Consider the following 22608-nt stretch of genomic DNA (forward strand, 5'->3'; position numbering starts at 1 on the left):
CAATGATACAGATATCAGACTGTTGCGTCAAACTGACAACTTGCTATTCCATGACCGAGACTAGTTCCATCGTGCTGGCATCCAGCTCCGCGTACCGTCGAGAGCTATTGAAAAAATTGGCTGTCGACTTCAATTGTTGCCCGGCGAACGTCGACGAAACGCCCCGGCCAAACGAGCCGCCAACGGATTTGGCGCTGCGTTTATCCGTCGAAAAAGCGCTGGCAGTTGGCAGTATCCATCCCGCACATCTGGTGATCGGCTCAGACCAGGTGGCAGCGTTCGACGGCGAAATCCTGGGAAAGCCGGGGAATCGGGAGCGGGCAGTTGCCCAACTGCAGCGCCAATCGGGCAGAGTGGTGTCTTTCTACACCGGGCTTTGCGTATTGGATAGCGCCAGCGGACAGTATTTTACCGATCTGGTCGAGTGTGAGGTGCACTTCAAATCCTTAAGCCTGCAGCAGATCGAATATTACTTGGACATCGACCGTCCCTACGATTGCGCCGGCAGCTTCAAATCCGAATCCCTGGGTATCGCCTTGTTCGATAAAATTTGCGGCGAAGATCCGAATGCCTTGGTTGGCTTGCCCTTGATTAAATTGGCCGGTTTGCTGAAGAAATTCGGCGTCGACGTGCTGAACCCGGCGGCGGGTTAGGGCGGGCTGAATAAATCCAGCATTTGCGCTAAGTCCTGGTCGACTTGGTCGGCGATTTCCAGAATCTGTTCGCGGCTAATCCGGACCAAGACCAGCGTTTGCTTCGCAAAACCGGCCGCAGTGGCTTGACGTTCGGCGGCCGATTTGCAGTCGGCCAGTCGGCAAGCAATGTGCAGTAGGTGCGCGTCCAGCTTGTGCAGTAAAGCTTGCTCCGGTTCCAGGTAACAGCCTACTGTCTCGTACAGGGATTCGGGCAGGCCCCAGTTCTTCAATAATTCGCGGCCAACCTCGGCATGGGTGAAGCCGAGCAGGGTTTGTTCGAGGCCGGGAACCAAACGGCGGTCGCCGTTGGCGGCCAGCAGCGCCTGGCGGCTGGGTTCCGCCAAGCGGTGATAGAGCAGCAGCGAGCCGATATCGTGCAGCAGGCCGGCGATAAACAGCCGTTCGGCGTGCAAAACCGCGCAGCGCTTGGCCAAGGCCCGCACCAAAATCGCACAGTGGATGCTGCGGCGCCAGAAACTGGCCATGTCCACCAATTCGCCCGGTATTTGCCGGAACCGGTCGGCGATGCAGGTTGCCACGACCAGACTGTACAGGTCGTCGACGCCGATTACGGTAATGGCTCGCGACAATGTGTCTATCCGGGCCTGGAAGCCGTAGAAAGGACTATTGACGACGCGTAGCAGCCGCGCCGCAAGTACGGGGTCTTTTGCGATCACCGCGCCGATGTCGGCTGGCGAATACCGCGAGTCCCGGATCATTTCATTCAGTTGGAAATAGATGTCGGGCAACGAGAACAGGTTTGTCGCGTCGGCGACCAGTTGCCTGATTGCGGCGACCTTCACTCAGCTTTTCCGATATAGCGACAGTACGTGCTGTACGTAGTTGCGGGTTTCCGGGTAGGGCGGCACGGCGTTGCCGTATTTCATCACCGCACCCTCGCCGGCGTTGTAACCGGCTACGGCCAAGGTCAAATTCGAGTTGAACATGGCCAGCAGGTCTTTCAAATAACGGGTGCCGCCGTCGACGTTCTGTTCGGCGTCGCGCCGGTCGGTGACGCCGTAGCGACGGGCCGTGTCAGGCATCAGCTGCATCAAGCCCACTGCGCCGGCAGAAGATACTGCGTGCGGGTTGTAGGCCGATTCCGCTTGAATTACGGCGTGCAGCAGTTTCGGGTCCATTTGGTGTTTGGCTGCGGCTTTGGCAATCAAATCGTTGAATTTGAGTTTGTTGCCGGACATGTACTTCAAGTCGCGGCTATAGGTGCGCGGCCGGGTGCGGATGATCAGGCGGTAATCGAAGCCTTTTTTCGGCTCGTCGGTGTAATAAACCCGGCCGTCCGGGTCAACATATTTATAGATATCCGCCCCGGAGTCGGCGATTGGCGCGAAGGATAAGATGGCGATCAGCAGGCGTTTCATCGCGTTACCCTCCCGAAATATCAGATCATTGCTCAACCGCGACCGAGCTGGCGGCCTGTACGGCCTTGGCCCGCGCCGCTTCGACCGTCTCGCCGGTCGCCAGCGCGACGCCCATGCGCCGGGCGGCGAAGGCTTCCGGTTTTCCGAACAGGCGGACATCGGTATCCGGTATTGCCAAGGCTCGCTCTAATCCCTGGTAGCTAACTGCTTTGGCGTCGATGCCGCCCAGAATCACGGCGCTGGCAGCGGTTCTGTCCAGCGCTGTATTGACCGGTAAACCCAAAATCGCCCGGGCATGCAGATCGAATTCGCTCTGGCGTTGGCTGGCCATTGTGACCATGCCGGTATCGTGCGGCCGCGGGCTGACTTCACTGAACCAGACCTGGTCGCCGGCGACGAACAGTTCCACACCGAACAGGCCGAGTCCACCCAAGGCATCGGTGACTTTGCCGGCGATTTGTTGCGCCAGCGCGATGGCATTTTCGCTCATGGCTTGCGGTTGCCAGCTCTCCCGGTAGTCACCGTGTTCCTGACGGTGGCCGATCGGTTCGCAAAAATAAGTCTGCACCCGGCCTTCTGCATCCAGCGCCCGTACCGTCAATAAGGTGATTTCGAAGTCGAAGTCGATTTTGGCTTCGACGATGACTTTGCCGGTATCGGTGCGGCCGCCGGCTTTGGCGTAATCCCAAGCCGCTTGCAATTGGTCTGCGCTTTTCACCATCGACTGGCCCTTGCCCGATGATGACATGGTCGGTTTGACGAAACAAGGGTAACCGATGCCGCTATCCACGGCGGCTTGCAGTTGGGCGAAGGATTCGGCAAAGGCGTATTTCGAGGTAGGCAAGCCCAATTCCGCGGCTGCCAGTTGGCGGATGCCTTCCCGGTTCATCGTCAATTGGATGGCGCGGGCATTTGGTACCACCGTGGTGTGCCCGGTTCGCTCAATTTCGGCTAGTGCATCGGTGGCGATCGCTTCCAGTTCCGGCACGATGAAGTGCGGTTGCTCCTGCGCGATCAAGGCCTTGACCGCCGCGGCATCGGTCATGTCGATCACATGGCGGCGGTGGGCCACCTGCATTGCCGGGGCGCCGGGGTAGCGGTCGACCGCTATCACTTCCACCCCGTAACGCTGCAGCGAGATCGCGATTTCCTTGCCCAGTTCGCCGCTACCGAGCAGCAGGGCTTTGGTGGCGGAGGCAGTGTCGGGTGTACCTATGTTCATGAATTGGCTAGATAGTTATCGATATCTTGTTTGGAAAAGCCGATTTTCTTTGCTACCCGATCGGCATGGCTGACGCGGGAAATGCCGTCCATCAGCTTGAAGGTCGGCATGTCGTCGGCGAATTCCACTTGTTTCGGCGTCGCCACCCGCCGATTGACGAACACGTCGACCAATTGGTGGTTATGCGTAATCAGGATGGTGCTGTTCCCTTTGCGGTAAAAGCCGTCCAGCACGTCGATCGACGATTGCATTTTCTCTTCAAAAGTAGTGCCTTCCGCCATTTCGTCAAGCACGACCAGGCTGTTGCTGCTGGCTGCCAGGAAAATGTCGCGGGTGCGTTTCAACTCGGTGCCGAAGCGGCCTTCGCCGTCGTCGAGATGGCTGATTTCCGGCGCCTGGTAAAAAATCCGATCCGCTACTGTCATTTTGGCGGCCCGGGCCGGCACGTAGCAGCCGATTTGCGCCAGCAATTGAATTTGAGTGACGGTTTTGCAGAAGGCGGTTTTACCGCCGCTATTCGGCCCGGTGACGCAGACCAGCCGTTCCTCGCTCATGCTGAAATCGTTGTCGACGTAGTTTGGATTTTTGTGGCCGAGCACCGGATTCTTCGCGTCGTGCAATTCAATCGAGTGGCGGTCTCCCGCGGTCAAGTCGGGCAATACGGTTTCGCTGCCGTAGTTCTCGGCATACTTGATAAAGGCTAACAGTTCGTCGAGCTGACCCAGGCCGTCCAGCAATTCGCCGAGCGCGGCAGAGTTTTTGTAGATCTCGCGTAGCGGAATGATGCAGTTGTCGCGGTCGTAGCCGCCGACCACCGGAATGTAAGCCAAGGCCAACGGCAGGAAGAATACCGAGGCTACAGACAGGCCGTCGCGGGTGACCTGGAACATGTCGCTGGGGAAAATCCGGGTCAAGCCCCAAATTGCGGCAACCAACATTGCGATCAGTAACGGTTTGAATAGTGTGGGCCGGAAAATCGTGGCCGGAGCAAACGAGTTTTTACGTTGTTCCTTGCTTTGCAGGCCTTTTTCGCTGTTGTAGACCGGGCCGACCATCAGCGAGTATTCGTTGCTTTGGGCGAAATTACCGATTTTGTCGAATACGCTTTGCAGATAAGGGCTTTGCGGCCGGCCGGAATTGTAAATGGCGCCGACCAGATTCAGCACCACGCGAATCCCGCGCACGTATTGTTTGTAGCCGTAGCCCTCGATCTGATTGTCTTCGCGGGCGGTGCCAAAACCGCCCAGGAATTCGCCGAACAGTAGCAGATACAAGCGGTTTTCGCCGGCGGCGGCATTGGCGACGATATTCTCGATGTTTTCCCGGACCGCAGGGTTGTCGCGAATTTCGCGCACGGCGTCCTGTTTGGCGGCAATGGCTTCGCGGTCGTGCATGGGCTGGGCCAGCGAACGGTAAAGCACGGCTTGGCCGGCCAGGGTGCTGGCGTAATTGACATTGTCGAACAGTTCGTCGACCTCGATCGTATTGAAGGCGCCCGGGTCGATCACTCCGGCACCGGTTGCCAGCGGTTCGGTAGAGCGGGCCTTCGGCCATTCGCCGTTCCAACTTTGTAGAATGTTCTGTTGCATGCTGCCTCCCCCGTTTTTTATCGGCCGCAACGTCAGCGTGCGGTTCTTATTAACTCTAGCATCAGCTCGACGTGGGCGTCGCTGTCGTTCAGGCACGGAATGTAGCGGTAGCTTTCGCCGCCGGCTTCCAGAAACAGTTCGCGATTAGCGATTGCGATTTCTTCCAGCGTTTCCAGGCAGTCTACCGAAAATCCGGGACAGATCATGTCAATTTGGCGGATACCTTGTTTGGGTAATTCCTCCAGCACTTCTACGCAATAGGGTTTCAACCATTCCGCACGACCGAATCGCGACTGAAACACCAGTTTCCATTGCGTTTCGGTCAGGCCCAATTGCTCGGCAATCAAGCGGGCGCTGGTCTGGCATTGGTAATAGTAAGGGTCGCCCCATTCGGTCAATTTGGCCGGCAAGCCGTGAAAGGACATTACCAGCAATTGCGCTTGGCCATTTTCCTGCCAATGTTGTTGCACCGACGCGGCGACAGCAGTGATATAAGCCGGGTGCTGGTGAAAATCGCTGATAAAACGCAGGCCGGGCATATGCCGCCAGTCGACGAATTCGTCGGCGACGATGTCGAAAATCGAGGCCGTGGTAGTCGAAGAATACTGGGGGTAGAGCGGTAATACCACGATTTCGGTGACGCCTTGTTTTTTCAGATCCCTTAATTTGTCCCGCAAGGCCGGTTTGCCGTAGCGCATCGCGCAGTCGATGGCTAGCGACGGTCCGCCGTAACGCGCTTTCAGTTTTTCGGTCAATTGCTGGCTGAACACGATCAGCGGCGAACCTTGCTCGGTCCAGATCGATTGGTAGGCATGGGCGGATTTGCGCGGCCGAAACGGCAGCACGAACAGATTCAATATCAGCCACCACAGCGGCCGCGGCAGGTTGACGACCCGTGGGTCGCCCAGGAACTCGCGCAGGAAACGCCTGACGTCTCCGGTTTTCGGCGAAGCCGGCGAACCGAGATTGACCAGCAAGACGCCGGTTTTGTTGGCAGGAGTTTCGCTCATCGGGCTATTTTCGGTTGATCAGATTGAGGAACTCGGAGCGGGTGCTGATTTCCTGGCGGAAAATGCCGCTCATCACCGAGGTGGTCATCACCGAGTTTTGTTTTTCGACGCCGCGCATCATCATGCATAAATGTTTGGCTTCGATCACGACCGCGACGCCACGGGCGTCGATAGCGGTTTCCACCGCGTCGGCGATTTGCCGGGTCAGTTGTTCCTGGATCTGTAGCCGGCGGGCGTACATGTCGACGATGCGCGCCAATTTCGACAAGCCCAGTACCTTGCCTTGTGGCAGGTAACCGATGTGGCATTTGCCGATGAAGGGCAGCAGATGGTGTTCGCACAGCGAATAGAGTTCGATGTCCTTGACGATGACCATGTCTTCGGTATCGGCTTGAAAAATGGCCCCGTTCAAGACGTCGTCCAGGTTTTTTTCGTAACCGTTGTTCAGGAACTTAAAGGCTTTCGCGGCCCGTTTCGGCGTATCGCGCAAACCTTCCCGGTTCACGTCTTCGCCTATTGCCTGAATGATTTTGGAGAAATATTCTTCCATCGCCGCCCCTGGGTAAAAAAATGCCGTGAGTATACAGGATCAAAAAGTAAATGCCAGAGCGTCCAAAATCACCTCAAAACCGGCGCCGGGTTTGCCGGCATTCTCGCTCAGATGCCGGCGCCAGGCCCGGGCCCCGTCCACGCCGTGGAACAAGCCGAGCATATGCCGGGTGATGTTATGCAGACGTTGGCCTGACCGAATTTGCTGTTCTATGTAATCCTGCATCGCCATCACGATCTGCTGCCGGCTGGGTAGCGGCCGTTCATCCCGGAAAATCCGAGCGTCGACCTGCACCAGCAGGAACGGGTTATGGTAAACCTCGCGGCCGAGCATGATGCCGTCGACTTGGCTCAATAAGGCTTCGGCCGCATCCAGAGTATTAATGCCACCATTTATCACAATCTCAAGTTCCGGAAAATCTTGCTTCAACTGGAACACCACGTCATAACGCAAGGGCGGAATCTCGCGGTTTTCTTTCGGCGACAGCCCGGACAGCCAAGCCTTGCGGGCATGGACGATGAAGGTTTTACATCCGGCACGGGCGACTGTCGCGATGAAATCGACCAATTCGGTATAGGAGTCGCGGTCGTCGATGCCGATGCGGGATTTGACCGTCACCGGAATCGAAACCGCATCGCGCATGGCCGCGACACAGTCGGCGACCAGTTGCGGTTCGGCCATCAGGCAGGCGCCGAAGCGGCCGTTTTGCACCCGGTCGCTGGGGCAGCCGACGTTTAGATTGATTTCATCATAGCCATAGCGGGCGCCAATTTTGGCGCATTGCGCCAGTTCCTGTGGATTGCTGCCGCCCAATTGCAAGGCAACCGGGTGTTCGGCTGCGTCGAATTGCAAATGCCGTTCGGCATTACCTTGCAATATTGCGCCGGTGGTCACCATTTCGCTATACAGCAGAGCATGCCGGCTTAATAAGCGGTGAAAATAACGGCAATGGCGATCGGTCCAGTCCAACATCGGCGCGACGCTGAACCGGGATGCCGCAAACGGCGGCGGGACGGACGGGGTATTTGTCATACTGTGTTTGGTTAATTTCGGCTGGAATCAGGGTTTGCTCCAGCGGGCGGCGGGGTCGTTTCGGCTAAATTTTTACAAAGGCATTCCTGCGGCTACCGACTATTATTGTACACAGTAGATACGGGATTTTTTGGGTTAAGATCGATGCATGACGGAGCGATGGGCCCACTTGTGGTGCCGGGTTAAGTCTTTAGGCTTAGCCATGAGGAGGCGTTTTTGTGCGGCTTTGCCCCCATTTGTGCGTTCCGGAGAGCTGATGTAGTATTCGATTTTAGAGTTAGCGCCCTTGTTAGACGCTTTACCCCGGCTGGTCCAGTATCGCTCGAGTCCGGTACCTGGTGCAGTCAGCCCGGACGGGGTGCCCAAGTCGATCTTGTTCGATCCCCGCGGCGGATTTTCGCGATCGATAGAATTTCAATTTTCGCTTTACATGCCTACCAACATTAATAAACAAAAACAGCGCAGGTACATTCGCTATCCGATCGAGCTGGAGGCCGTGTTGGTGGTCGATAACCGTTTGCAGTTCGACGCGGTGATTTTGGATTTTTGCTTGGGCGGATTTTTCTTGGCGCTGAAGGCGCCCGAGCAAATACCATTGGACAAAGCGGTGAAAATCCAGTTTTCCCTGGATTCGGCGGTCAACGGCGAGAAATATCGGATCGATGCCCGCGCCTTACATGTTGCCGGCGGTGGCATCGGCGTCGCGGTCGAGGATATGCCGCGGGATACGTTTAATGCATTGAAAAAATATGCCAGCGCGCCATTGAATGCGTTGTTGGCGCCCGGCAACCAGATCCAGCCCGGCAAGTTGGATCAGGAGAAGTTGAGAAATCTGTTCAAGGTGTTCTTGATCGAAAACCTGCCGCCGGTGCTGAACCACTATTACGAGATGGTGGGCAACTATATCGCCGACTCCAGTCAATACAGCGAATGCTTTACCAATCAGTCGATGCTCGACGATTTAATCACGGTATTGAAAACCGGGCGGGAAACGTTTATCAGCGAATTCTGTACTTCGGTATTGTCCCATGTCGACGGCATTGCCCGGAACGAGCCGGATAAAGAGCGTTTGATTCCCGACTACAACGTGCTTTCCCTAGTCGAGAAAGAAGACTTCGAAGACTGGCTGAATATGTCGTTGATCATCAGAAAGCTGGCTAACCATTACGACGAGCAAATCAATCTGGTCGCCGGCGAGATCGGCCGGATATTCGGTTTCAGCGAGAGTGGCGTCGTTAACCCCCTCAGCCCAGCGGTGTTGTGCGACAGTTTTCGCGAGTTGGTGATCCAGCTGGATTTGACGCGGAAAATCAATAGTCTGGTCTATAGCGCATTCGGCAAGGTGCTGTTCAATGACTTGAACGGCGTTTACCAGAAAACTTACATGTTTTTGTCGCGGAACCAATCTGCGGACAAGAGAACTCCGCGGCAGTCGCATTGGAGCGATATCGGCAAATCCAGGGGGCTTGGCGGCGGGAACGTCGCCGACCGCTCAGGGCTCGGCGAACAGCAAACGCCCACTGAATTGAGCCAGGTAATGGGAGGCGGCGACACGCGGGAACGGCGGCCGCTAGGCCAGGTCGCGGCGACGTTGCTGGATTTGTTGACCGAGACCGGCATCGACTATCCCGAGCTTGCCGCACCTGCCGCGACCGCGCGCCAGGCGTCGGCCGCGGCGCTGTTCGACCGCGACGAAATTGCCACGGCCATCGCCCGGTTGCAGGAAAATCTGGCCGGAGAACCCAAGTTGCACTGGGATGCGTCGCTGCTGAAAAAACGCTTGCAGGATACGCTGAGCGGCTTGGGGCTGGGGGCGAAATCGATTTCCGCGTCCGATATGCAACATCTGGATCTCTATGGCCGGTTTTTCGAAACCTTGTTCAACGACGTGGCGCCCGAGTCCGAGATCAAACCGGCGCTGGAACGTATCCACTTGCCTTTACTGTCTCTTGCATTGCGCGGCGACGATTTTTTAAACGCCGATTTACATCCGGTAAAAAGCATTTTGAACCAATTGTCGGTATTGGAGCCGGCGGTCAAAAGTAATCGGGTGGTAAAAAATATCAATATTAAAACCGCGGTAGACGATATTGTTGCCCGGATCAATAGCGAATCTCAAACCAACCCCGAGGTCTTCAAGCAAGCCGAGCGCGAGTTGGGCGAACTTACCCGGCAAGTGACCCGATCGGTCGATACCAATGTCAAACGCATCATAGAAACTTACGAAGGCCAACAGAAGCTGGAAAAGGCCCGGCATTCGGTACAGGACGAAATCGACAAGCGTATTGCCGGCCGGGTGGTGCCTAAAGTCATCCCGGAATTATTGCAATACGGCTGGCAACACCTGCTGCTGATCGCCGAATTGAACTGCGAACGTAAACCCGAGGAAAAACGCACCTATTTGAAGGTGTTCGACGATCTATTGTTCTGGCTGTTCGAACAGGATTCGATGCTGAAAATTCAGGCGGCGACGATCCAGACCACGCTGGATTACGTCAAGGAGCAGTTGACCTCGGTATGTACCAACGTGTTTTTACTGGACAGTGTGGTCGATGAATTGACCGCGTTGTTGCTGGGTAGCGGCGACCCGAAGGTACGCAAACCGGTCGAGACGGTCAGAATTCCGCCGGCCGATACCGGAAGTCATAAAGAACGCCCGCTCAAGGAAGACGCCTGGATGGCGCAGGTCGAGCAGCTCAGTGTTGGCGATTGGTTTACCTTGCTGCGCGACGGCCAAGGCTTCGAATCGATGAAATTGGTGTGGGTCGGTGATTTGTTGCAATTGTATGTGTTCGTTAATCGAGACGGGCTGAATAAATTGGAGTTGAGCCGGGAGGAGCTGGCCGACCTGATGCGTAAAGGCGAAGCCATAAAAATGGAAAGTCTGGATTCGCCCTTGGTCGACAGAACGACCAATTTGATGCTGCAGAAGATGCATGAAAAACTGCTGTTCAATGCCACGCACGATCCGGTGACCGAACTGTTTACCAGGGACGAGTTCAGTAAGCAGCTCAAAAACGAGACCGCCAGAATCGGTGAAGCCCACCATATGCTGTGTCATATGGAAGTCTTGGATTTGCGGGTGATCGCCAATATTTGCGGCACTGCCGGGGTCGAGCAATTGTTGAAGAGTTTGGCGGCAACGCTATCGCAACACGTCGAACACAACGATTTGCTGGCGCGGTTGGGCGATGAATCGTTCGCGATTTTGTTCAAAAACTGTTCCGCGGCGGAGGGTTTGGCGTCGGCGCGTAAGCTGGTGAAAGTGGTTAACGAGGCACATTTTCAATGGCAGGAAAGCAGCTTTTCGATCAGCGTCAGCCTGGGTTTGGTGCCGTTCGCCGCCGAATGCTACGACGTACAGGAATTGCTGCGGCGGGCGGATTCAGCCAGCATGTCGGCCGAACGCTCAGGGCCGAACAATGTATTGGTGTTTTCCAGCGACGACGAGAATTTGCGTTATCAGGAAAAACTGCACGAATGGATCGGCCGGATCGACAAAGTTTTTGCCGAAAACCGTTTGTTTGCCCGTTGCCAGATGATCGCAGGCACCGATCCCGTCACCGCCAGCCATTTGCATTACGAGATATTGCTTGGCGTCACCGGCGAGGACGGCAACGTCATTGCCCCCGACCATTTCATCCCTGCGGTGGAACGTTGTCAGCGCATGCCGGAAATCGATCAATGGGTGGTCAGCAATGTATTCGACTGGATCGGTAACAATCGCGAGTTATTCAATAGAATCGACGGTTTCTCGATCAATCTGTCCGGGCAGTCGATCAATAGCGAGGATTTTCTGGAGTTTCTGAAATCGGTGTTGGCGGCAGGCAGCGTACCTTGCGAAAAAATCACGTTCGAAATCACTGAAACCGTGGCGGCGGAGAATTTGGGATTTACCAAGAAATTTATCGGCGCGATCAAACAGTTCGGCTGTAAATTTTCGCTCGACGATTTCGGTTCCGGATACTCGTCCTATTCCTACCTGAAAAATCTCAACGTCGATTATCTGAAGATAGACGGCGCTTTTGTCAAAGACATGCATAACAACAAGGCCGATGTTGCCATTGTCAAGTCGATGAACGAAATTGCTCATTCCATGGGCTTGCAAACTATCGCCGAATACGTCGAGAACGACGAAATCAGGACGCTATTGAAAGGGATAGGGGTGGACTTTTGCCAGGGCTACGGCATCGAAAAGCCGATCCGGCTGCTGGAATTGAGCGAAAAGCTGCCGCCCAGCGAGTCGTTTTCGTTCGAAAACGTCGAATTTTGGGGATTTTGATCGCTGTGAAATCCGCCAGTTACCGGCCGGCGGAACCCTGTCGCGGCCGGTAGTTCGGGCTTATACCTTGAATTGCGACACCGCTTGTTCCAGTTCCTTGGCCAGATCGGTCAATTCTATGCCGGATTTCAGCGAGGCCCTTGCGGTATCGACGCCGGTTTCGGCGATCTCGGTGATCTTGATCACGGTATGGCTGACTTCCTCGGTCACCGCATTTTGTTGCTCGGCAGAGGTGGCGATCTGGGTGTTCATCGTGCTGATGGTCGCCACCGACTGGGTAATTGCGCCCAGGGCCTGACCCGATGCCTGAGCTTTTTCCACGCTCTGTTCGGCCAGTGTTCGGCTGGCATTCATCGCGACGACGGCTTGTTTCGAGCCTGATTGCAGCTTTTCTATCATGCTCTGGATTTCGCTGGTCGATGACTGCGTGCGACTGGCCAGCGTACGCACTTCGTCGGCGACCACGGCGAAGCCGCGGCCATGTTCTCCGGCCCGGGCCGCTTCGATCGCCGCGTTTAGCGCCAGCAGATTGGTTTGTTCGGAAACGCTGCGGATCACGTCCAGAATGCTGCTGATGTCGTTGACGTGGCTTTCCAGATTGCTGACCGTTCCCGCCGCATCGGCAATTTCTCGGGCCAATGCGTTTATCGAACCGACTGCCTGCTGCACCACAGATTGCCCGGCGCGGGCTTGGCGGTCTGTTTCCGCTGCAGCTCCGGCCGCCTGCGACGCATTGCGTGCCACCGCTTGCACCGCTGCAGCCATTTCCCTCATGGCCGACGCCACCTGTTCGATATATTCTTTTTGCGACTGGGCCCCGGCTGAGTTGTTCTCTACGGCCCGCAGCAGTACTTCGGCATTCCGTTGTAAGGTTTGCGAGTAGCCGCTGACCTTGCCGACAATTTTGTGAATACTTTCTGCGGCGTGGTCGAAGTCTTGTGCCATGACGCCGATTTCGTCGCTGGGCGAGAACCGGGTGCGGACGGTGAGGTTGCCGGTGCCGAAGGCTTTGGCGAATTTGCTGAGCGCATTGATCGAGTTGACTATGTTAGTCGGCACGGTGAACGCCATGCCGACACCGATGACAATGCCCAAGATCAGACACACCACGATGATGGTATTGGCCTGGCCCACCAGCGCCACGGTTTTGCCGGCGATTTCCTGAGCTTTACTCCAGCCGTCCTGTTCCGCGGCGGCGGCCGATTGTCGGGCGCTGGCGGCGATTTGGTCCATTTTGGCGACGATTTGTTTCAGGCGGGTGTCGTTGTCGATCCATTGCGCCGCGGCGTTTTGGTATTTTGCGGTTTCGGCCCGAGCTTTATCGATGCGTTCGTGTTCGGTCGGTTCCGGCGTAATTGCGGCGAGTTTGTCGTACAACACCATCAATGCCGGTAATTCCTGCTGCATTTGTTGGTAATACTGGCGATCCTTGTACAGCCGTTCTTCCTTTTCGTGTTGAATGATGGTCTGCGCCAGCGACTTGATGCGGTTGACCAGAATGTATTTTTGTACCTTGCCGTTCAGTTCGGTCTGGCTGGCGCCGTTTTCCAAGAGTTTGGCATATTCCGTTTCTTGCTTTTCGGCAAAGGCGTCGGCTTCGGCAAGTACCGCTCTGCCGCTGTTGACCATGGTGTCGACCGCTTGCCGATTGTTTTTCAATGCGGCGACGCCATTATCGTATAACTCGCGGAAATCTTTGACATTGTTGCGCACTGAGGCCGATTGTTCCAACAAGGCTTTATCGGAGAAGGTGTTGCCTATCCTGTCGACTTTGTTCAGGTTATCGTCCATGGTGTTCAACACCTGCTTGGCGCGGGTATAGGTTTCCTCGCGTTCGTAGAGCAGGTAATTGAGCTGTTCTATCGTCGCGTCGTAGGCGCCGGCGTGCACGTCGACGGCCAGTTTAACGGCCGGCACCTTCCATTCTGCGATTTCGTCGAGACTTGATCCCAACCGGCCGATATAGATCCAGGCTAACAGCCCGAATATGACTAAGATCAGGACCAGAGCCGAAAAGCTGGCGATCAATTTGTTCCGTATGGTTAGTTGCATTAAAGATTTTCCAAAGGTTGAAGGCGTATCAGACGGCTGCTAGGCTAGACAATTCGCCGGCTTGCGCCGGTTTTTCGAAAGTGTAGACCATATTTTTGGGGAAGTAAGGCGGTGACGCGCTCAGTCACAGCGAGCCTCCGCCTTGCTGGGAGTTGAGGGCGGAGCGAGGTTGGCGCTAGTGGTTTTGGGGCTTGGCAGGTGGCTGACGCGCTGGCCCGGGCCGATACTTCAAGGTTTCGGCTCGGGCCAGTGCATGGGTTAAATCCAGTCGGAGTCGTCGGAGCCGGCGGTATCGAAGTCGTTCGATCCGTCGCTGGCATAATCGTTCGGCTCGTCCGCGGTCGCGGCGGCAATCGCCTCGTCGCCGTAGTAGTTGTTGATGACCGTCGGTTCCGCCAAGCTATCGTGCGAGGGTTGGCTCCACAGCGATTGGCCGCCGCCGTGGTGGCCCAATAGGCTTTCGATGCCTTGATATAGAAACGATCCGGCGACGACGCCGGCGGCAGTGGTGGCGATGTTGCCCAGAAAGCTCGAGCCGCCGCCGAACGCGCTGGCTTGTGGCGGCATCGGCGCGTTGCGCGGAATTTGGTAATTGCCGGCGCCGGGTACGCCGCCGGCAGCCGGTGCTGGCGCCCACGGATCGTTGCTCAAAAATCCGCCGCGCGGTGCCGCCGCGGCGCTATTTTGCAATTGCTGTTGCAGGTCGGCGATCTGGCTTTTGGCGCTGTTCAACGCTTGTTCCAGTAACATGGCCCGTTGCACCAGCAGGTAGGCGGCATCGGGTTGTTTGGCGACGCCATCGGCAATCAACTGCGCGGCTTCCGCATCTTTGGCGCTGATTCTGGCCTCGGTCAATTGTTTTAAGAACAGGTTGAGTTGATCGCGTTCTTGAGGATTCATTCGAATGGCTCCGTTTTTGAGAATATTGGCCGCTCAGCGGTTGCGCAGCAGACCCCAGGGGTAGCTTAAAGGTTCCGGAACGATGTGGGGCAAGCTGCGCCGATTTTCAACGCCTGAACCGTCGGCCGCGGCCCGATTGCGCATTGGCGCCGGTCAGGAGCGCTGTCGGCGCGCTTCGCGCTCGGCGGCTTTTTCGGCCCGGATAGCGGCCAGTTCAGTCATTTCGGCTTCTATCATCTCCGGGGTTTCCAATGTGATTCGGCCTATGGTGCCGGCACGCAACTCGGTCAGCAGTAGTTTGGCCGCCTTGTCCAGTTCGACGATGCCGCCGGCGCGCAAGCAGCCGCGTTTGGCACCTATCGCTTCCAGCAAGGCCTGCGATTCTTCCGCTAGGGTTTCCATTCGATAGCGTTGGCGCATTAGTTCCGGATACACACGACGCAGGTAATCCAGCGTATACAAAGCAATATCGGCGTGTTCGAACGCGGTATCCTTGACGGCACCGGTGGCGGCCAGCCGGTAACCGCTGTGCCGGTTCTCGACGTTAGGCCACAGCACGCCCGGCGTGTCGGACAGCACGATATTCTTGCCCAGGTTGATGCGTTGTTGCTGTTTGGTCACGGCCGGCTCGTTGCCGGTCTTGGCGATGGTCCTGCCGGCCAGCACGTTGATGATGGTCGATTTGCCGACATTCGGGATGCCCATGATCATGGTTCTGACCACTTTGCCGGCGGCGGTTTTGTCCGGTAGCATTTTGCCGCACAGGTCTATGATCTGTTTGATTTTGTCGGGTTGTTGCGTGGTTACCGCCAGGGTTTTCACCGCTTGCTCGCGTTCCAGATACGCCTGCCACTGCTTGGTCAGTTCCGGATCGGCCAGGTCGGTTTTGTTCAATACCCGGATACAGGGTTTGCTGCCGCGCAGTCTGGCCAGCATCGGGTTTTGACTGCTGTAAGGGATGCGGGCGTCGAGGATTTCGATCAGCAGATCGATCTCAGGCAGCGCATATTTGATTTCTTTGCTGGCCTTGTGCATATGGCCGGGGTACCACTGGATTTGCATGAGCGGTTGTCTGCGGTCGGGAATGGAGCGCAATTGTAACGTAGTTGCGTAGGTGCGGCAGCGGCGAGCGGCGCTAATCCGGTCTCGGCGGTAGACGTTGTTTGCCAGGGTTTGCTACAATCTGCCGAATTTTTGGTGCTTTCGGCACATCTCAACCCCAGTCCTTCACAATCATCCCGGAGAAAATTCTATGGCAATTAAAGTTGCAATTAACGGTTACGGCCGTATCGGTCGCAATGTTCTGCGCGCACTGTACGAGGCCGGTCGCACCAACGAAATTCAAGTGGTTGCGATCAACGATTTGGGCGATTCCAAAACCAATGCGCATTTGACCAAATACGACACCGTTCATGGCAAATTCCCGTTTGATGTGACAGTGGATGGCGATTACATTGTGGTTAATGGCGACCGCATCCGGGTTTTCGCCGAGCGCGATCCGGCTAAATTGCCTTGGGGTGAACTGGGCATCGACGTCGTGCACGAGTGCACCGGTTTCTTTACCAGCAAAGCCAAAGCCTCCGCGCACATTTCTGCCGGCGCCAAAAAAGTCATCATTTCCGCTCCGGGCGGTAACGACGTCGACGCCACCGTGGTTTACGGCGTCAACCACCAAACCCTGAAAGCGTCCGACACCGTGATTTCCAACGCGTCTTGCACCACCAACTGCTTGGCACCGCTGGTTAAACCGTTGATGGACACCATCGGTGTCGACCACGGTTTGATGACCACGATCCACTCGTACACCAACGACCAAGTGCTGACCGACGTTTATCACAGCGATTTGCACCGCGCCCGTTCTGCGACCCAGTCCATGATCCCGACCAAAACCGGCGCCGCTGCCGCAGTGGGTTTGGTATTACCGGAAATGAAAGGCAAACTGGACGGTTTCGCCATGCGGGTTCCGACCATCAACGTTTCCGTGGTCGATTTGTGCTTCCAGGCCTCGCGCAACACCACCAAGGAAGAAATCGACAGCATTCTGCGCGAAGCGGCTAACGGTTCTTTGAAAGGCATTTTGGCGATCAACGATGAGCCGTTGGTGTCTTCCGATTTCAACCACAATCCGCACTCGTCGATTTACGAAGCGGGTCTGACCAAAGTGACCGGCGGTAACTTCGTTAAAGTCTTGTCCTGGTACGACAACGAGTGGGGTTTCTCCAACCGTATGTTGGACACCACCATTGCGCTGCATAACGCCAAATAAAGGGATTACATGCTGTTACGAAGAACCAAAATCCTGGCGACGCTGGGACCCTCCACGGACAAGCCGGGCGTACTCGAGGAATTGTTCGACGCGGGTATCGATGTCGTCCGTTTGAATTTCTCGCACGGTTCCGCTCAGGATCATATCGACCGTGCCAACCGCGTGCGGGAACTGAGCAAGAAAACCGGCCGCAGGGTCGGTATTCTGGCCGACCTGCAAGGCCCGAAAATCCGGATCGAGCGTTTCAAGGAAAACAAAGTCTGGCTGGACGAAGGCCAAGACTTTGCCCTGGACATCAATCTTGGTAAATACGACGGCGACCATACTCAGGTCGGTATCAGCTACGAGCCGCTGGCGCGCGAAGTCAAGCCGGGCACTCGCCTGCTGCTGGACGACGGTCGGGTGGTGCTGGACGTGGTCAACGTCGAGAACGGCACCCGCGTCAACACCAAAGTGGTGGTCGGCGGCGACTTGTCCAACAACAAGGGCATCAACCTGCTGGGCGGTGGTTTGTCGGCGGCGGCGTTGACCGACAAGGACAAAGAAGACATCAAAACCATCGCGGTGATTCAGGCCGACTACGTGGCGATTTCGTTCCCGCGCACCGCCGACGACATGCACGAAGCCCGTGCCTTGTTGGAAGCGGCCGGCTCCTATGCCGGTTTGGTGGCGAAAATCGAACGGGCCGAAGCCATGGACGTGATCGATGAGATCATCATGGCCTCCGACGCGATCATGGTCGCCCGCGGCGACTTGGGTGTGGAAATCGGTGACGCCAACTTGCCGGCGGCGCAAAAGCACTTGATCAAACGTTCGCGCGAATTGAACCGGGCCGTGATTACTGCAACGCAGATGATGGAGTCGATGATCGAAAACCCGATCCCGACCCGCGCCGAGGTGTTCGACGTTGCCAACGCGATTGTCGACGGTACCGATGCGATCATGCTGTCGGCGGAAACCGCTTCCGGCAAGCATCCGGTGAAAACCGTGCAAGCCATGGTGCGTATCTGCTGGGAGACCGAAAAGCAACCGAGCGTGACTCATTCACATCACCGCATGACCGATAGCTTCTCGGCGATCGACGAAGCCATCGCGATGTCGGCGATGTACATGGCCAACCACACCAAGATCAGCGGCGTGGCCTCGTTGACCGAGTCCGGCTCGACCCCGTTGTGGATGTCGCGGATCAACTCCAACATCCCCATTTATGCGTTCAGCAGCCACGAAAAAACGCTGGGCCGGGTGACGTTGTACCGCGGCGTATTCCCGATTCCGTTCAGCCGTGAATCGATGGAAAAAGCCGAAGTCAACAAAGCCATCATCGATAAGCTGCGTACCCGCGGTGTGGTCAACAAAGGCGATACCTACATCATCACCAAAGGCGACGCGACCGGCCATCAAGGCGGTACCAACTCGCTGAAAGTGGTCACCGTAGAAGACTGATCGGTTTTTGCCCTAAATCAAAACGCGGCGTTCCGGCTTCGGCCGGGCGCCGCGTTTTTTGTTTGTGGGATCGGCGAGCGGGAGTGTGGGGATTGGATTTTTCTATGAACCATTAACTCGGTACTTAAATACCGGTTGCCCTGCACGTGTCGAAGATCACGTCTCCGCTGGTTTCGATCAGCTTAGCCCGAACGGAATTCCAGGATAAATTCGGCGAATCATTACAGCTTGGCAAATTATTCACTGGCCAGACCGAGGCACGAACCACCGAATATCGCGTTGTAAGTTCATAGATTTACCAGGTAATTTCGTACCGGTACGCGGGTGTCATGACAAGTCGCGACGATTGTTTTACAGTGACCATGCTCAAAATGTGAGCTTACCGTAGTTACTCAGAGGAGGATCTGCCATGGGTATCCGAAAAAATCACACCACATTAACGCCGGACGAAAAGGCGCGTTTCATTGCCGCTCTTTTGCAACTCAAAGCTAACGGCGTCTACGACCGATATGTGCGTCATCACCGTGAGCTATTCAACAGTGGGATTCATCGCAGCGTGTTGTTTTTGCCATGGCACCGGGAGTTTTTGCGGCGACTTGAACTTGACCTGCAGGCTATTGACGCCTCAGTAAGCTTACCCTATTGGGATTGGACTACCGACCGTAACGCCAACTCGAGTCTTTGGGATGATGATTTCATGGGCGGCAACGGCGTTCCGCGCGGCGGCGCAGTGCAAAACGGCCCGTTTGCATTCGGTAGCGGTCGGTGGCCGTTGACTGAGCGCGATTCCCCCAGCGATCCCGTCGAACTTACTCGCGACCTGCAACTCAGTCAGTTACCCACCGCCAATACAGTGCGTGCCGTATTGGCTAGCGTGCCTTATCGAGTATTCGTGCGTAACGCGGAGAACCAAAGCCATAACACGGTGCATACGTCGGTCGGCGGTGCCGCGGGTACCGCCAGTTCGCCCAACGATCCGATCTTTTTTCTTTTGCATTGCAATGTAGACCGGCTTTGGGCGCTGTGGCAACGCCAACACCCGGATCAGGCAGCGTTCCAAGGCGATGCCAATTTCAATTTGAACACGCCGCTAGAGCCCTGGCAAAATGAAGTTTCGCCACCGACGCCGGGGAGTGTTATTAACCATACGACCCTGGGATACAGCTACGACGACGAATTGGCGCAACCTCAGCAAATTATCGATTTGACGGTGGGGGCGGCTCCGCGGCCGGCCAATATCGGACTCGCCAGCGAGCGCGACTGGTATCGCTTTTTGGCGCCGACAGCCGGGATCTATACGCTGGAAACAAGTGGGCCAACCGATGTATTCATGTCGCTATTCGGGCCTAACAATCAGACCGATCTGGTTACCAGCGACGACGATAGCGGCCCTGAAACCAATGCTCTAATCGAAACCCAGTTATCGGCAGGTACCTATTTTATCGAGGTGCGCCATTATCAGGCTGGCGGCACCGGTCCATACGGCGTTGCAGTGGGTGGCAATGTATCGCCCAATCCGCCGCCTGGGTTGCCGGAAATCTTGGTCAACGGCCCGGTGGTGCAAGGCAATATCGCCGCTGCGAACGAAAGCGATGTATATACCTTTATGGTTTCCGCTGCCGTCAGCCATACGATTACGACATCCGGTTCGACAGATACCTTTATCAGCCTGTATGGACCCAACAGCCAAACCAGTTTTGTGACGCAAGACGACGATAGCGGACCCGGCACTAATTCGCAAATTGTTCGGGTCCTGCTGCCCGGTCAGTATTTCGTTAGGGTGCGTCATTACAGTCCAACCGGTACCGGGGCTTACGGAATTTCGGTGACTCACTAGCGAGAGCGGAATTGGAAAGGTACCGATGCCGGAATTAACGCTTCTTCCGAACTAAAATTGACCAGGCGTTGGCATCAATTCTGCGGCAAAATCGCTTATAGCCTGTCTAATTTGGCATAAGCCAACATCAGCCACTTCAAGCCGGCGTTGCGGAAGTTGATTTGTACCCGCTCTTGATCGCCTTCGCCTTCGGTTTGCAGCACGACGCCTTCACCGAATTTCTCGTGGCGGACGGTTTGGCCGAGTTTGAAGCTGCCGCCGCCCAGAGTGGCGGATGCCGACGGCGCAGCGGCGGCAGGGCGGGTGACGTTGGCGCGCAAGCGGATTTCCTGTATCGATTCCTGCGGCAGTTCGCGCAAAAAGCGCGAGGCCCGCGGATAGCTGTCTTTGCCGTACAGGCGGCGCGATTCGGCGTGGGTCAAATAGAGTTGTTGCATGGCGCGGGTGATGCCGACATAGCATAGTCTGCGTTCTTCCTGTAACCGGCCGGGATCGTCCAGTGCCTGTTGCGACGGAAACAGGCCTTCTTCCATGCCGACCAGAAACACCAGCTTGAACTCCAGGCCCTTGGCGGAATGCAGCGTCATCAACTGCACGCAATCCTCGTCGGCTTCGCCTTGCATTTCGCCGGCTTCCAGCGCGGCGTGGGCCAGAAACATGTCCAGCTCAGACAGGTTTTCCGCATTCTCGCGATCATAGTCGAACAATCGGGCGGCGTTGACCAACTCTTCCAGGTTTTCCACCCGGGCTTCGCCTTTATCCTGCTTTTCCTTTTTATACAGTTCGATCAGGCCGCTGGTTTCGACGATATGTTTGACGGTTTCGTGCAGACTCCAATCTTGTGTAGCCCGGCCCAGCTCAAGCACCAGATTCATGAAGCCGCGCAGCGCGTTGGCGGCACGGGCCGGCAACTGGTTTTGTTCCAGAATGGCCTGCGCCGCCTGCCACAAGGACAATTGCTTTTCGCGGGCCAGGAGTCGCATGTCGTCCAGGGTTTTGGCGCCGATGCCGCGGGTCGGCGTATTGACGACCCGTTCGAACGAGGCGTCGTCGTGCGGGTTGCTGGACAAACGCAGATAGGCGAGGGCGTTCTTGATCTCCATCCGTTCGAAAAAGCGCAGGCCGCCGTAAACCCGGTATGGGGTGGCGGTGGTCATCAAACGTTCTTCGAACTGGCGGGATTGGGCGTTGGAACGGTACAAAATCGCCGTTTCGCTGCGTAGGCCGCCGTCGCGCACCCATTGCCGGATTTTTTCGACGACGAAATAGGCTTCGTCCTGTTCGTTGAACGCCGAGTACAAGGCCAGAGCGTGGCCGTCGCCGGCGTCGGTCCACAGTTCCTTGCCCATCCGGTTGTCGTTGTTGGCGATCAGCGTGTTGGCGGCTTTCAGAATATGGCCGCTGGAGCGGTAGTTCTGTTCCAGGCGGATCACGCCGTGTTGCGGATAGTGTTTTTGGAAGGCGTAGATATTTTCGATTTTGGCGCCGCGCCAGCCGTAAATCGATTGATCGTCGTCGCCGACCACGAACAGGTTGTTGTTGCCTTCGGTCAACAACCGCAGCCAGGCGTATTGGATGGTGTTGGTGTCCTGAAACTCGTCGACGTGGACTTGCTGGAACCGCTCGCGGTAAAAGCTCAATAAATCGGCATTGTCGCGCAGCAGTTCGTGGGCGCGGAGCAGCAGTTCGGCGAAATCGACCAAGCCGGAGCGATCGCACAATTCCTCGTAAGCCAAATAGATCTGGCGCATCTGCCTCAGGTAAAAATCGCCGCTGTCCTGCATGTGGCGGGCGCGGATGCCTTCGTCCTTTTGCCCATTGATGAACCATTGCGCTTGTTTCGGCGGCCATTTGCTGTCGTCCAGGTTCAGATTCTTGATCAGGCGTTTGACGATGCGCAATTGGTCGTCGCTGTCCATCACTTGAAACGTTTCCGGCAGTTTGGCTTGCTTGGCATGTTGCCTGAGTAATCGGTGGGCCAGACCGTGAAAAGTGCCGATCCACATCGAGCGGGCAGAGGTGTTCAGCAAATCCTCGATCCGGCCGCGCATCTCGTTGGCGGCCTTGTTGGTAAAGGTTACCGCCAGGATGTGGTAGGGCGAGACGTGGTTGATCTTGATATGCCAGGCGATGCGGTGCACCAGCACCCGGGTTTTGCCGCTACCGGCGCCGGCCAGCACCAGCATGGCTTGGGAAGGGGCCGAAACGGCCAGACGTTGCTGGTCGTTTAACGGGGCAATGATAGAAGAGACATCCATTTTTTATAGCTTGCAGATTTCGGGGAGCTGTGTATATTTGCTTGCCTTTAAAGGGAGAGCCTTGCGTCAGGACTAAATAAATACAACACAGAG

Annotated in this window: 16 protein-coding genes; 5 read left to right on the top strand and 11 right to left on the bottom strand. The window is 56.2% G+C overall.

What is annotated here, in order from left to right; all coding sequences use genetic code 11:
- The first annotated feature begins 50 nt into the window (after positions 1–50).
- The gene (locus ACH518_RS10745) at positions 51–653 is read left to right on the top strand and encodes a Maf family protein (RefSeq protein WP_140912152.1); all 603 of its coding nucleotides are present in this window, start codon (positions 51–53) and stop codon (positions 651–653) included.
- Here the strand turns inward: ACH518_RS10745 and ACH518_RS10750 are convergent.
- From ACH518_RS10750 to dusA, 7 genes are read right to left on the bottom strand one after another with little or no spacing between them, the layout of a single operon-like run.
- Positions 650–1498, bottom strand: a complete 849-nt coding sequence (locus ACH518_RS10750) for an HDOD domain-containing protein (protein WP_445372899.1) — start codon at positions 1496–1498, stop codon at positions 650–652. The two genes, ACH518_RS10745 and ACH518_RS10750, sit on opposite strands and share 4 nt — an antisense overlap.
- The gene (locus ACH518_RS10755) at positions 1499–2074 is read right to left on the bottom strand and encodes a lytic transglycosylase domain-containing protein (protein ID WP_140912154.1); all 576 of its coding nucleotides are present in this window, start codon (positions 2072–2074) and stop codon (positions 1499–1501) included.
- Between the two features lie 25 nt (positions 2075–2099).
- Positions 2100–3296: a formate-dependent phosphoribosylglycinamide formyltransferase gene (gene purT, locus ACH518_RS10760; RefSeq protein WP_445372900.1), complete on the bottom strand. Its 1197-nt coding sequence runs from the start codon at positions 3294–3296 to the stop codon at positions 2100–2102.
- Positions 3293–4885: a MutS-related protein gene (locus ACH518_RS10765; protein ID WP_445372901.1), complete on the bottom strand. Its 1593-nt coding sequence runs from the start codon at positions 4883–4885 to the stop codon at positions 3293–3295. The genes purT and ACH518_RS10765 overlap by 4 nt, the downstream gene beginning before the upstream one ends.
- Before the next feature lie 32 nt (positions 4886–4917).
- On the bottom strand, positions 4918–5895 hold the full coding sequence (gene hemH / locus ACH518_RS10770) for a ferrochelatase (RefSeq protein WP_445372902.1): 978 nt from the start codon (positions 5893–5895) through the stop codon (positions 4918–4920).
- A gap of 4 nt (positions 5896–5899) precedes the next feature.
- On the bottom strand, positions 5900–6445 hold the full coding sequence (gene folE, locus ACH518_RS10775; RefSeq protein ID WP_140912158.1) for a GTP cyclohydrolase I FolE: 546 nt from the start codon (positions 6443–6445) through the stop codon (positions 5900–5902).
- Between the two features lie 39 nt (positions 6446–6484).
- A complete protein-coding gene (dusA, locus tag ACH518_RS10780) occupies positions 6485–7477 on the bottom strand; it encodes a tRNA dihydrouridine(20/20a) synthase DusA (RefSeq protein ID WP_140912159.1) in 993 nt (330 codons plus the stop codon).
- 430 nt (positions 7478–7907) lie between these two features.
- Between dusA and ACH518_RS10785 the strand changes: the two genes are divergently transcribed.
- Positions 7908–11759, top strand: coding sequence for a DUF1631 family protein (locus tag ACH518_RS10785; protein WP_445372903.1), 3852 nt, complete (start codon positions 7908–7910; stop codon positions 11757–11759).
- A 60-nt stretch (positions 11760–11819) separates the two neighbouring features.
- On the opposite strand, the gene ACH518_RS10790 is transcribed toward ACH518_RS10785, so the two are convergent.
- From ACH518_RS10790 to ylqF, 3 genes are all read right to left on the bottom strand, one after another.
- Positions 11820–13811, bottom strand: coding sequence for a HAMP domain-containing methyl-accepting chemotaxis protein (locus ACH518_RS10790; protein ID WP_445372904.1), 1992 nt, complete (start codon positions 13809–13811; stop codon positions 11820–11822).
- A 258-nt stretch (positions 13812–14069) separates the two neighbouring features.
- Positions 14070–14711 carry a DUF2076 domain-containing protein gene (locus ACH518_RS10795; protein WP_445372905.1) on the bottom strand — a complete coding sequence of 214 codons (642 nt, stop codon included), beginning with the start codon at positions 14709–14711 and terminating at the stop codon, positions 14070–14072.
- Positions 14712–14864: 153 nt separating this feature from the next.
- Positions 14865–15773 carry a ribosome biogenesis GTPase YlqF gene (gene ylqF, locus ACH518_RS10800; RefSeq protein ID WP_445372906.1) on the bottom strand — a complete coding sequence of 303 codons (909 nt, stop codon included), beginning with the start codon at positions 15771–15773 and terminating at the stop codon, positions 14865–14867.
- 190 nt (positions 15774–15963) lie between these two features.
- Here ylqF and gap point away from each other — a divergent pair, with 190 nt between their 5' ends.
- The 3 genes from gap (at position 15964) to ACH518_RS10815 (ending at position 20257) form a co-directional block, all read left to right on the top strand.
- Entirely contained in the window at positions 15964–16977 is a 1014-nt protein-coding gene (gap, locus tag ACH518_RS10805; protein ID WP_140912164.1) for a type I glyceraldehyde-3-phosphate dehydrogenase, read from the top strand.
- A gap of 9 nt (positions 16978–16986) precedes the next feature.
- Entirely contained in the window at positions 16987–18420 is a 1434-nt protein-coding gene (gene pyk / locus ACH518_RS10810) for a pyruvate kinase (protein WP_140912165.1), read from the top strand.
- 409 nt (positions 18421–18829) lie between these two features.
- Positions 18830–20257, top strand: coding sequence for a tyrosinase family protein (locus tag ACH518_RS10815; RefSeq protein ID WP_445372907.1), 1428 nt, complete (start codon positions 18830–18832; stop codon positions 20255–20257).
- A gap of 95 nt (positions 20258–20352) precedes the next feature.
- On the opposite strand, the gene uvrD is transcribed toward ACH518_RS10815, so the two are convergent.
- The gene (uvrD, locus tag ACH518_RS10820; protein WP_445372908.1) at positions 20353–22515 is read right to left on the bottom strand and encodes a DNA helicase II; all 2163 of its coding nucleotides are present in this window, start codon (positions 22513–22515) and stop codon (positions 20353–20355) included.
- Positions 22516–22608 lie beyond the last annotated feature (93 nt).

It is taken from the genome of Methylomonas sp. HW2-6, from assembly GCF_052474525.1.